Below are 11,983 nucleotides of genomic sequence, written 5' to 3'. Positions count from 1 at the left end.
TCCGATCTCTTGCTTGCTAAGTAATGGTGGAGGTGACGGCCACCGGCCGGCGCCGGGGGACATTCGCACGCAAGGGCATCCGCCCGGCGCCACAGGAAAAACGAACACACGCACAGGCAGCCTCAACCGAGCGATCCCATGCCAGTGCGGATACCACACCCGGACGTGTCCCACCTGCCCACCAGCACGGTGCCGTCATCCGCACACCGCTGCGTGCCGATAACCCCTCAACGCCGGTTGGATGCCCTTACGTGCGAAGTAAAGGAGGAGGTGACGGCAACCGGCCGGCGCCGGGGGACATTCGCACGCAAGGGCATCCACCCGGCGCCACACGGAAAAACGCACATACCTGCGCGAAGGGGCAAACACCGCCACCCGGAAACCAGCTGCGCCTAGGCCACCGCCGCCGACTCCGCCCGCGGCAGCTCGAACACGAACGTCGCCCCTGCCTCACTGTCGCGCAGCGCGATGCTGCGGCCATGCAGCTGCACGATACGCTGCACGATCAGCAGCCCCAGGCCACCGTTCTCGCCCCGTCGCGCCCCCAACGCAGCAGGCGCCTGGAACAGCTGCGCACGCACCGCAGCAGCAACGCCGGGACCGTCATCAGAGACGATCACCTCCACGCTGTCAGCCACCGCGCGCAGCCGCACCTCGATCCGCCCTCCCTCCGGCGCATGGCGCAGGGCGTTGTCGAGCAGGTTGGTCAGCACCCGCTCCACCAGACCCAGGTCCGCACGTACCAGCGGCAACCCCTGCGGGAAATCCGCGTGCAACTGCTGGCCGCGCGCCTGCGCCGCCAGCTCGAACTTCTGCAGCACGTCCTGCAGCAGCTCGGGCAGCGCGAACACCTCCCACTCCAGCCGCACCTCGCCGTGTTCCAGGCGTGCCAGCTCGAACAGCGCGCGCGCCAATCGCCCGACCTTCGCACTCTGCGCCAGGGCAATACCCAGATAGCGCCGGCGCTCCTCCGGCGACAGCGTCGCGTCCTTCAACGCCATCGTCTCAAGGTAGCCATGCAGTGAAGACAGCGGCGTGCGCAGATCATGCGAAATGTTGGCCACCAGCTCGCGCCGCTGCAGGTCCTGCTGGCGCAGCTGCTGCCACTGCTCACCCAACCGCTGCGCCATCTGCGCATGCGCATGTTCGAGGATGACCAGTTCATCGCGCTCGCCCGGCCGCAGCGGGCCGGGCGGCGGCAGCGGCGTCGGCGCATCGATGTCGAATGCCTGGATGCGACGTGTCAGGCGGCGCAGCGGCCGGGTCACCCAGTAGAACGCCACCAGCCCGGCCAGCAGGCCCAGGCTGCCCACCAGCATCACCGACCACAAGGTCGTGTTCCACTGGTTGCTGGCGGCGAGGTCGTCGGCGAGCATCTGCCGGTGCTCGCCCACCAGCACCACGTAGACGTAGCCGGCCTGCCGCCCCTGCACCACCAGCGGCGCCACGCTGAACACCTTGCGACCCTCGCTACTGCGCGGATCGTCGCCCAGGATGGGCAGCGGCGCGCCCGCCAGCAGACGGCGCAGCGGTGCCACGTCCACGCGGTTGCGCATCAGGTGCCCGCTGGGTGCGTCGTGGCCGAGAATGCGGCCCTGGTCGTCCAGCAGGTACACCTCGACGCTGGGGTTGACCGCCATCAGTTGCCCGAACAGCGCACGCACCGCCGCATCGCGCATGCCGCTGGTATCCATCAGCTCACTGCGCTGCGCGATGTGCTCGGCCAGCCCCAGCGACAGCCGCTGCACGACTTCCTGCTCGTGCCGTGTGTTCGAGCGCATCTGCAGCGCCAGCAGCGCCATGCAGCACATCAGCATCAGCGCCGCGATCACCGCCGCCAGCTTCTGCCACAGGTTCGGCCGGATCATGCCGCCGCCCCGGCCGGGTCCACCAGCTTGTAGCCCCGGCCCCAGACCGTCAGCAACCGCCGCGGGTTGGCCGGATCGGTTTCGATCTTGCTGCGCAGCCGGTTGATATGGGTATTGACCGTATGCTCATAGCCATCGTGCTGGTAGCCCCAGACCTGGTTGAGCAGTTCCATCCGCGCGAACACCTGGCCGGGATGGCGTGCGAAGAACAGCAGCAGGTCGAACTCGCGCGGCGTGAGTTCCAGCGGCTTGCCATCCACGTCGGCAGTACGCGCGACCGGATCCAGCTGCAGTCCTCCCAGCTCGATGGCACCGGCATCGATGCGCGCGTTCTGCGCCATGGCCTCGGCGCGACGCAGCAGGGCACGCACGCGCGCCACCAGCTCCGGCATCGAGAATGGCTTCGCCAGATAATCGTCCGCGCCGAGTTCCAGGCCGACGATGCGCTGGGTTTCGCTGCCGCGTGCACTGATGATGATGATCGGGACATAGCGCGCCATCGCCCGTGCGCGCTGGCAGACCTGCAGGCCATCGACACCGGGCAGCATCACGTCCAGCACCAGCGCGTCCCACGGGCCTTCCTGTTCGAGCAGGCGCAGCCCGCCATCACCGCTGTCGGCGTGGGCGACCTCATACCCCTCATCGCCCAGGTGCATGCGCAGCAGGTCGGCGATGTGGGCATCGTCTTCAACGATCAGGACACGTTTCGGGGACATCGGCAGCTCGGGCCAGGGGGGAGGCTGAGCGCATTGTGGCGCGGGATCGCCGCCGATACCTCACGAAAAATTGAATCCTGCGTGAGGATTCGTTGACCGGAGCAGGCGCAGCATGGCCCCGTCGCCCCTTCCCGGAGTCCGCCATGCCCCTCACCCGCCGCCATCTGCTGGGTCTGGGCGGTATCGCCACCACCGCCGGCCTGCTCGGTCTCGGGGCCTGCAGCCGCGCCGCGCCAGCGGCAGCAGAAACGCGCCCTGCGCGACAGTTCGAGATCATGCGCAGTGATGCTGACTGGCGCCAGCGGCTGACCCCGGCCCAGTACGCAGTGCTGCGCCAGCAGGCGACCGAACGCCCTTGGAGCAGCCCGCTCAACAAGGAACACCGGCAAGGCACGTTCACCTGCGCCGGCTGTGCGCTGCCGCTGTTCTCTTCGTCCACCAAGTTCGAGAGCGGTACTGGCTGGCCCAGCTTCTGGGCACCGTTGCACAACGCTATCGGTGAGGACCGCGACGTCACCTTTGGCATGCTGCGGGTGGAAGTGCATTGCCGCCGCTGCGGCGGCCATCTGGGCCATGTCTTCAACGACGGCCCACGCCCTACCGGCCTGCGCTACTGCATGAACGGCGCGGCGCTGGCCTTCCAGCCCGGACCTGCCGCGCATGACAGCGATGCGGGATGGCGCGTGCCGGTGGGATCGTCCCCTGCTTCTGGAGCCCGATGATGCTGCTGTTGCTGCTTGCCTATCTTGGCGGTGTGCTGACCCTGCTCAGCCCCTGCATCCTGCCGGTGCTGCCGTTCGTATTCGCGCGTGCTGACCGCCCGTTCCTGCGCAGCACCCTGCCGCTGCTGCTGGGCATGGCGCTGACCTTCACCCTCGTCGCCAGCCTGGCGGCGGTCGGCAGCCAGTGGGTGGCGCAGGCCAACCAGATCGGTCGCTGGATCGCCCTGCTGCTGATGGCGCTGTTCGCGGTGGCGTTGCTGTGGCCCGCACTGGCAGACCATCTGCTGGCGCCGTTGCAGCGTGTCGGCGCGCGCTTGAGCGCACGCGCGGACGCTGCCGATGCCGCCGGGCGCGGCGGTGCCTGGACGTCGCTGCTGATCGGCATCGCCACCGGCCTGCTGTGGGCCCCGTGCGCGGGCCCGATCCTTGGCCTGGTACTGACCGGGGCTGCGCTGCATGGCGCCAGCGCCAGCACCAGTACGCTGCTGCTTGCCTACGCGCTGGGTGCGGTCACCGCGCTGGCATTGGCGGTCTGGATCGGCGGCCGGGTGTTCCGCGCCCTGCAGGCACGGCTGGGGCTGGGCAATCTGCTCCGCCGCGTGCTCGGCGTCGCTGCGCTGCTGGCGGTCGTGGCCATTGCCCTGGGCTGGGACACCGGCCTGCTGACCCGGCTGTCCACCGTCAGCACCGCGCGTATCGAGCAGGGCCTGCTCGATGCGGTACCCGGCGCGCAGCCTTCCGCTCCACCGATGATGATGATGGGCCCGGCCACTGCAGGCAGCGAGGCACCGCTGCCGGTGGAAGGCACGCTGCCCGCCCTGGACGGCGCCACCGGCTGGCTCAACAGCCCACCGCTGGACGCCGCCCAGCTGCGCGGCAAGGTGGTGCTGATCGACTTCTGGACCTATTCCTGCATCAACTGCCTGCGTGCGATGCCGTTCGTGCACGAGTGGCAGCGGCGCTACCGCGATCACGGCCTGGTGGTGATCGGCGTGCACACCCCCGAGTTCGCCTTCGAACGCGACCCGCGCAACGTCATGAAGGCCGTGCAGCAGTTGAAGGTCGACTATCCCGTCGCGCTGGACAACCAGTACGCGATCTGGCGTGCGTTCAACAACCGCTACTGGCCCGCCCACTACTTCGTCGATGCGCAGGGCAACATCCGCGGCCATCAGTTCGGCGAGGGCAACTATGCGCGTTCGGAGCAGGTGATCCGCCGCCTGCTGGCCGAAGCCGGCCAGACCCGGCTGCCACCGCCGGCCGATCCGGCCGCAGCGGACCTGAAGGGCGTGGCCGCGCAGGCGGACATGGGCAACCTGCGCTCGCCGGAGACCTACCTGGGGCATGCGCGCGCCGAGCAGTTCGCCTCGCCAGGCGGGCAACGTGCGGACACGGCATTCGACTACGCGCTGCCACCCGCGCTGGCGCTGAACCAGTGGGGCCTGTCCGGCCGCTGGATCATCGACGACGAGGCGGCACGGCTGCAGCAGCCCGGAGGACGCATCGCCTTCCAGTTCCATGCCCGCGATCTGCATCTGGTGCTCGCGCCACGCCAGGACGGCACGCCGGTGCGCTTCCGCGTCTGGCTGGATGGTCGGCCGTTGCCCGCGGCCGACGCCGGCAGCGACGTTGGCAGCGATGGCAGCGGCGTGATCGACGAACACCGTCTGTACCAGCTGGTGCGCCAGCGCGGCGCCGTCGCGCCACACCGCTTCGAGATCGAATTCCTCGATGCCGGCGCCCAGGCCTACGCCTTCACCTTCGGTTGATCCGGGAGGACACGATGAAGATTTCATTCGAACAGGGGATCGCCGCCGGCATTGCCGGGCTGGTCGCTACCGCACTGATTGCCGGGGTACTGCTGGTTGATCACGGTGCCATCGCCGCGCCGCTCGAGCGCAGCGCACAGGTGCAGGTGTTGCCTGCGCCCACCGGTGAAGCCGCATTCCGCGATGACGGCACGCACGCCAGCGTAGTGTTTGCCGGCGGCTGCTTCTGGGGCGTGCAGGGCGTGTTCCAGCACGTCAAGGGCGTGAGCAACGCAGTCTCGGGCTACGTCGGCGGCAGCGCGGCGGATGCGCGCTATGAGCGTGTCAGCAGCGGACGCACCGGCCACGCCGAGGCGGTGAAGGTCGACTACGACCCGCGCCAGGTGAGCTACGGCCAGCTGATGCAGGTGTTCTTCTCGGTGGTGCATGACCCGACCCAGCTCGACCGGCAAGGCCCGGACCATGGCAGCCAGTACCGCTCGGCGATCTTCGTCGATGATCCCCGCCAGCAGGCGGCCAGCCGTGCCTACATCACCCAGCTGGGCCAGGCCGGAAGCTATCGCGCGCCCATCGTCACCCAGGTGGGGAGCGGCCAGCGCTTCTATCCGGCCGAGAGCTACCACCAGAACTACATGAGCAACTATCCGCAGGCCGCCTATATCCGCTACTACGACGCTCCGAAGCTGGCGGCACTGGGCAGGCAATTCCCTGCCCTGTATCGCCGGGATCCGGTGCTGGTGCCGATGCGTTGACTGCATGGTGCGCCAGCCCATGCAAAAAAAGGGGCGCGCGGCCATCCAGCCGCGCGCCCTTGAAATATCGGCGGGCACCGATCAGGCCCTGCCGACGAGGACATGCTAGGCTCGGAATCCTCATGGGTACAGCACCAGATGTGGCCGGAACCGATGGATACAGATCAACGCAGCAGCGCGTCCGCTCCTCGCTACCAGCGGCTGTCCGATGAGCTGGCCGAGGCCATCCAGGGAGGGCGCCTGCCGGTCGGCAGCCGCCTGCCATCGCTGCGGCAGATGGCAGCACAGCGTCAGCTCAGCCTCAATACGGTGATCGCCGCCTACCGCCAGCTGGAAGACGCCGGCCTGGTGGTTCCGCGGCCAAAGGCAGGTTTCGAAGTGGCGCCGCGACTGTCAGTGCCGCAACGGTCGCTGCGCGATGCGCCGTCGGCCCCCACCGCGCCGTTGCAGCAGGTGCTGATGGCACGCGTGCTGGAGGCGCAACGCCGTTCCGGGGTGATCGACCTCGCCTTCGCCGGGCCACGCGGGCGCCAGTTCTATCCTGGCGCCCAGCTGGCCCGGCACACCGCCCAGGTATTGCGCCACGGCCAGCAGACGGTCGAAACCTACGCACGCCCCAATGGCTCGCCGCGGCTGCTTGCGCAGATCGTGCGGCGCGGCCCGCGCATGGGCCTGCACACGCACAGCGATCGCCTGCTGCTGACCCACGGTGCGATGGAGGCGCTGCAGCTGGCACTGCGTGCGGTGACCCAGCCCGGCGATTCAGTGGGTATCGAAGCACCGTCGTACTTCAACCTGTATCCGCTGCTGGCCAACCTGGGCCTGCAGGCCATCGAACTGCCGACGCATCCGCAACAGGGCCTGGACGTCGATGCGTTGGAGGCGATGCTGGAGCACACACCGCTGGCCGCGCTGGTGCTGATGCCGACCGTGCACAATCCATTGGGCTGCACCATGCCGGTGGCGGCCAAGCAGCGTCTTGCCGAGCTGGTCAACGCGCGGCAGCTGCCGCTGATCGAGGATGCCGTGTACGCGGAACTGCAGTTCTGCGAGCCACCTGCGCCGCTGCTGAAGGCCTTTGACCGCGACGGCTGGGTGATGGTGGTCGGCGGTTTCTCGAAGACGCTGGCCCCGGACTATCGCATCGGCTGGCTCGACGGCGGGCGCTTCGCTGAACGCATCGCCCTGCTGAAGTTCCAGTCCACGGGCGGCGAGCCGCAGCTGCTGGGTGATGCCGTGGCCGCGTACCTGGAGGGGAGCGGATACGAACATCACCTGCACCGCATGCGGCGCCTGTATCGCGAGCAGGTGGGACGGCTGCGCCAGCTGGTGGCCGAGCATTTCCCGCTCGGCACACGCGCCACGGAACCACAGGGTGGCTTCCTGCTGTGGCTGGAACTGCCGGGCGTGGACACCCGCGCACTGTTCGAGCGGGCGCTGGAAGAGGGCATCGTGTTCATGCCCGGCCAGGTGTATTCGCGCGGTCCGCGCTACCGGCACTGCCTGCGGCTGTCGTGCTGCCAGACCTTCGACGCACGTTTCATCGCTGCCGTGGAGCGCCTGGGCGCCCTCGCGCGGGAGCTCGCGGCCGGTTGATCGCAGCGGGTCGCAGGCTCCGCTCTACGGGAACTCAGCCCTCATGCAGGTGCATCGCCAGGGCCTGAGCATCGGCGCCCGGCAGGTGCGGTAGCCGTCCCCAGCATGGCATCGGCAACCGCTGCACCAGCGTGGCCACGTTCTCGTCCTGGCGCTGCATGGCCGGATCGATGTGATTGCCGATCCAGCCCAGGCACTCCACGCCGCTGGCCTGCAAGGAGTGCGCGGTCAACCTCGCGTGATTGACGCAGCCCAACCGCAGGCCGACCACCAGCACGACCGGCAGACGCAGTGCCCGCACGATGTCGAGCTGGTCCAGGTGGGCGGAGACCGGCGCCAGCCATCCCCCTACGCCTTCCACGACCACCACGTCGGCGGTGGCACGCAGGCGCTCGAACGCGGCGACGATCGGTGCCAGGGCGATGTCCACCCCGTCCTCGGCCGCCGCCAGTTCGGGAGCGATCGGCTGCCGCAGGGCATAGGGATTCACGTCGACGTAGTCCGGTACCGGCCGACTGGCCGCCTGCAGCGCCAGCGCATCCTCGTTGCGCAGGCCCTGCCCCAGATCCTGGCTGCCACTGGCCACAGGCTTCATTCCGACCGCTCGCAGGCCACGCCGGCGCAGGGCGTGCAGCAGCGCGGTGCTGGCCGCCGTCTTGCCGATCTCGGTATCGGTGCCGGTGACGAACAGCGCGGATGGCAGGGCAGCGGGCAACGGCATCAAAGGCTCCAGCGAGGCAACAGAGCGTGCATTATCGCTGGCCCGGCACGCTTGCTAGACTGCGGTCATGTTCGCCAATGCCTCGCTTACCGGCAGCAAGCCGGAACAATACGCCCAGCTGCTTGACCAGGCCCGTGGCCTGGTCCATGGAGAGTCCGACCGCATCGCCAACGCGGCCAATCTCTCGGCGCTGGTCTTCCACGCCCTGCCCGACCTGAACTGGGTGGGTTTCTATCTCTACGATGGCCAGGAGCTGGTGGTCGGCCCGTTCCAGGGGCTGCCGGCCTGCGTACGCATCCCGCTGGACAAGGGCGTGTGTGGTGCCGCGGCCCGCCAGCGCGTGACCCAGCGCGTCGACGATGTCGATGCCTTTCCGGGCCACATCGCCTGCGACTCGGCCTCCCGCTCGGAACTGGTCGTTCCGCTGCTGCGCGGCGATGAACTGATCGGAGTCTTCGACATCGACAGCCCGAAGACCGGTCGCTTCGATGCAGATGACCAGGCCGGACTGGAAGCCATCGCGCGCGTCTTCGTCGAGGCGTTGGGATGAGTGCGCCGAAGCTGCGCAACATCGGTCCGAAAAGTGCGGCGTGGCTGCGCCAGGTCGGTCTGCGCAGCCGTGACGATCTGGCCGCCGTCGGCGCGGTGGGTGCCTTCGTCAAGGTCAAGCGCGCCGGCTTCAAGCCCAGCCTGAACCTGCTCTACTCGCTGGAAGGCGCCCTGCTGGACTGCCATTGGCAGGAACTGAGCGAGCCGCAGCGCGAGGCGCTGGTGCAGGACTACGAAGCGCGCATCGCCGCGCACCCGCTGAAGGCGGCCGGCCCGGCCTCGGGGCCGGTGCACGAGCAGCGATTCGACGCAGACGACGACGCAGAAGAAAACGTGGCCGGAAGCGCCGACGAGGACTGATCGGCGCCGGCCGGATCAGGGCTGCTGCAGCTCCAGCAGCTCGCCCACCAGGCCTGCCTCGCCACGCTCCAGCCTGACCCGCAGGCGCGTGCCATGGTCGATGCGCAGCGCCCAGCACAGCGACATCGGCAAGCCGCAGACCTGTGACAGCACCATGCGCAGCGGGCCCCCGTGGCTGACCACGACGGTCGGCAGCGGGTCGTCATCGTCGAGCAGGCGGTCGAGCGCACGCGCGATGCGCCGCTCGAAGTGCCCCCAGCTTTCGCCGTTGGGCGGCGGATACGCATGCGGATCAGCATGGAATGCCGCCAGCGCCTGCTCCGGCAGGTCGAACAGTGCCTGCCCGTCCCAGTCGCCGAAGTCGAGTTCTTCCCACTCCTCGTCCGCATCCACGTCCAGCCCGCGCGGGGTGGCCAGCGCCATCGCTGTGTGCAGTGACCGCAGGCGGGGCGAGCTGATCACCCGCTCCCAGGGCTGCGTGGCGTAGGCCTCCACCAGTTCCTGTGGCAGGCGGGCCAGCTGCGGTGGATCGCTGCGGCCATCGAGGTACTCGTCTCGACCGTTGCCGGCGTGGCGGACCAGGTCGAGGATCATGCATGCGTCCTGTGCAGGCAACGCGGGGACAGCGGAAAACGGGCGGACATCGGCAACGGCACCACGGGATCAAGCAGCAATTCTAGTGGCTGGGGATCATCAGCTCCACAGACATTGCCGCATATGCGCCGCACCGGGCATGCCGATGCCGTAGACTGCGCGCACTTCCAGGTGACCTGCGGCATGGCCGGCAGGTTGAAACGGGAAGCCGGTGACGCGTGAACCCACGCCATGCCGGCGCTGCCCCCGCAACGGTAAGCACGTCAGTTCCAGGCAACACCGCCACTGTGCCAACAGCATGGGAAGGCGCCTGGACGGTGGCCTCGCGCCGCCTGGCGGCAAGCCCGGAGACCGGCCCGGAAGCCTCAGGTCGCGATGCGGTGGGCATGGCGCTGGATGTCCGCAGCACTGTCTGCGGCATCGGCGCTTGCCTGCCTCCGCGGCTCCTCCCCTTCGCCACGCGGGCGTGCGTGGCACCTGGAGTCCCCCGATGAAGCTGCAGTCCCGATTGCTTTCCCTGGCCGTATTGGCCGCCCTGCCCGCGTTGGCCCAGGCCGATGAAGGCGCCCGCGCGCTCGATCCCATCCTGGTCACGGCCACCCGCACCCCCATCGCCCTGCAGGACAGCATCGCGCCTGCGCAGGTGATCGACCGGACGCAGATCGAGTCCAGCCAGGCCACGTCGCTGCAGGACCTGCTGCGTGGCCGCGCCGGCATCAACCTCACCAACGCCGGCGGCCTGGGCAAGCAGAGCTCGCTGTTCCTGCGCGGCACCAATTCCGGCCACACGGTGGTGCTGGTCGACGGTGTGCGCATCAACAGCGCCGATCTCGGCCTGGCGATGATCCAGGACCTGCCGCTGGCGCAGATCGAACGCGTGGAGATCGTGCGCGGCCCGCAGTCCAGCCTGTATGGCGCCGACGCCATCGGCGGTGTGATCCAGATCTTCACCCGCCGCAACCAGGGCGACTTCGCGCCACATCTGCAGCTGGGCGGTGGCAGCAATGGCCTGCGTGAGGCCAGCGGCGGCATCGGTGGCAGCAGCGAACGCGGCTGGTTCGGCGCCGACATCGCCTACCAGCATTCCGATGGCATCGATGCTTGCCGGGGCTCGGCCACGCTGTTCACCGGCTGCTTCGCCGACGAACCCGACCGGGACGGCTACCGCAACCTCTCCAAGAGCCTGCGCGGCGGCTACAACTTCAACGAGCAGTGGACGGTGGAGGGCACCGCGCTGCGCGCCGACGGCCAGAACCACTACGACGGCTACTACAACTACTCCGAGACGCGCCAGCAGGTACTGTCCGGCAAGGTCCGCTACACGCCGGCCGAACGGCTGGTGCTGACCGCCAACGTCGGTCGCAGTGACAACGAATCGGACAACGTCGGCGCGGACGGCGTGCATGGCAGCGCGCAGACGCATCGTGACAGCGCGTCGCTGCAGGGCGACTTCGGCGTGGCCGAAGGCCAGCTGCTGAGTGCCGGTGTGGACTGGAGTGAGGACAACCTGGACGGCAGCAGTGCCGGCTATCGTGTCGACAGCCGTCGCAACACCGGTGTGTTCGTGCAGTACCAGGGGCGCTTCGGCCGGCACCAGTTGCAGGCCAGCGCGCGCAACGACGACAACCAGCAGTTCGGCAACCATGCCACCGGCAGCATCGGCTGGGCGATGGAGCTGGATCACGGCCTGCGCATCAACGCCAGCTACGGCACGGCCTTCAAGGCGCCCACCTTCAGCGACCTGTATGACCCGTGGAGCGGCGTGCCGACGCTGGATCCTGAGAAGTCGAAGAGCGCCAACCTGGGCATTTCGCAGCAGGGCCAGAGCTGGCGCTGGGGCCTGGATGTGTACGAGACCCGCATCGATGACCTGATCACCTACGATGCAGCCACCTTCAGGATGCAGCAGGTGGAGAAGGCGCGCATCCGCGGTGCCGAACTGACCGGCGGCGTCGTGCTGGCCGGCTTCGACATCGCTGCACAGCTGAGCTACACCGACCCGCGCAACCGCACGAACGGCAGCAGCCAGTTCGACAACTGGCTGCCGCGCCGTGCACAGCAGACGGCACGGCTGGATGTGGATCGCCGCTTCGGCGCATTCCGTGCCGGCCTGACCGTACAGGGTGCGGGCAAGCGCTATGACGATGCCGCCAACACGGTGAAGGTCGGAGGCTATGGCACGTTGGATCTGCGCGCCGAGTACGCGCTCACGCCATCATGGTCGCTGCTGGCCCGGGCAACCAATGTGTTCGACCGCAGGTACGAGACCGTGGCGTGGTTCAACCAGCCGGGCCGCGAGTATCAGCTGAGCGTGCGCTACCAGCCGAAATGAGCAG

The 11,983-nt window shown here is 68.6% G+C and carries 11 protein-coding genes and 1 riboswitch; of the genes, 7 read left to right on the top strand and 4 right to left on the bottom strand.

The features are described from left to right. Positions 1-392: 392 nt before the first annotated feature. The gene (locus IMX13_RS14955) at positions 393-1,868 is read right to left on the bottom strand and encodes a HAMP domain-containing sensor histidine kinase (protein WP_065175368.1); all 1,476 of its coding nucleotides are present in this window, start codon (positions 1,866-1,868) and stop codon (positions 393-395) included. Next, the gene (locus IMX13_RS14950; RefSeq protein WP_053518291.1) at positions 1,865-2,584 is read right to left on the bottom strand and encodes a response regulator transcription factor; all 720 of its coding nucleotides are present in this window, start codon (positions 2,582-2,584) and stop codon (positions 1,865-1,867) included. Before IMX13_RS14950 ends, IMX13_RS14955 begins: the two co-directional genes overlap by 4 nt. Before the next feature lie 143 nt (positions 2,585-2,727). Between IMX13_RS14950 and msrB the strand changes: the two genes are divergently transcribed. From msrB to IMX13_RS14930, 4 genes are all read left to right on the top strand, one after another. Continuing rightward, positions 2,728-3,306: a peptide-methionine (R)-S-oxide reductase MsrB gene (gene msrB, locus IMX13_RS14945; RefSeq protein WP_053518289.1), complete on the top strand. Its 579-nt coding sequence runs from the start codon at positions 2,728-2,730 to the stop codon at positions 3,304-3,306. Continuing rightward, a complete protein-coding gene (locus IMX13_RS14940) occupies positions 3,306-5,075 on the top strand; it encodes a cytochrome c biogenesis protein DipZ (protein ID WP_053518288.1) in 1,770 nt (589 codons plus the stop codon). The genes msrB and IMX13_RS14940 overlap by 1 nt, the downstream gene beginning before the upstream one ends. 14 nt (positions 5,076-5,089) lie before the next feature. Beyond that, a complete protein-coding gene (msrA, locus tag IMX13_RS14935; protein WP_053518286.1) occupies positions 5,090-5,827 on the top strand; it encodes a peptide-methionine (S)-S-oxide reductase MsrA in 738 nt (245 codons plus the stop codon). Between the two features lie 153 nt (positions 5,828-5,980). After that, the gene (locus IMX13_RS14930; protein WP_193396643.1) at positions 5,981-7,423 is read left to right on the top strand and encodes a PLP-dependent aminotransferase family protein; all 1,443 of its coding nucleotides are present in this window, start codon (positions 5,981-5,983) and stop codon (positions 7,421-7,423) included. Between the two features lie 34 nt (positions 7,424-7,457). Here the strand turns inward: IMX13_RS14930 and bioD are convergent, their stop codons facing one another. Then, positions 7,458-8,144, bottom strand: coding sequence for a dethiobiotin synthase (gene bioD, locus IMX13_RS14925; protein ID WP_193396642.1), 687 nt, complete (start codon positions 8,142-8,144; stop codon positions 7,458-7,460). Positions 8,145-8,211: 67 nt separating this feature from the next. Here bioD and IMX13_RS14920 point away from each other — a divergent pair, with 67 nt between their 5' ends. Together IMX13_RS14920 and IMX13_RS14915 are read left to right on the top strand one after the other, a co-directional pair. After that, a complete protein-coding gene (locus tag IMX13_RS14920) occupies positions 8,212-8,694 on the top strand; it encodes a GAF domain-containing protein (protein WP_193396641.1) in 483 nt (160 codons plus the stop codon). Further along, entirely contained in the window at positions 8,691-9,053 is a 363-nt protein-coding gene (locus IMX13_RS14915; RefSeq protein ID WP_180875786.1) for a TfoX/Sxy family protein, read from the top strand. Before IMX13_RS14920 ends, IMX13_RS14915 begins: the two co-directional genes overlap by 4 nt. A gap of 15 nt (positions 9,054-9,068) precedes the next feature. On the opposite strand, the gene IMX13_RS14910 is transcribed toward IMX13_RS14915, so the two are convergent. Further along, a complete protein-coding gene (locus tag IMX13_RS14910; protein WP_065175373.1) occupies positions 9,069-9,647 on the bottom strand; it encodes a histidine phosphatase family protein in 579 nt (192 codons plus the stop codon). A 152-nt stretch (positions 9,648-9,799) separates the two neighbouring features. Continuing rightward, a riboswitch (cobalamin riboswitch) is annotated at positions 9,800-10,022 on the top strand. Between the two features lie 115 nt (positions 10,023-10,137). Here IMX13_RS14910 and btuB point away from each other — a divergent pair. Continuing rightward, entirely contained in the window at positions 10,138-11,979 is a 1,842-nt protein-coding gene (btuB, locus tag IMX13_RS14905) for a TonB-dependent vitamin B12 receptor (RefSeq protein WP_193396640.1), read from the top strand. Positions 11,980-11,983: the final 4 nt, after the last annotated feature.

It is taken from the genome of Stenotrophomonas sp. B2 (assembly GCF_014947095.1).
Classification (GTDB): Bacteria; Pseudomonadota; Gammaproteobacteria; order Xanthomonadales; family Xanthomonadaceae; genus Stenotrophomonas; species Stenotrophomonas maltophilia_P.
Note: the sequence above shows the minus strand (reverse complement) of the source record. Positions and strands in the feature narration are given on the sequence as shown.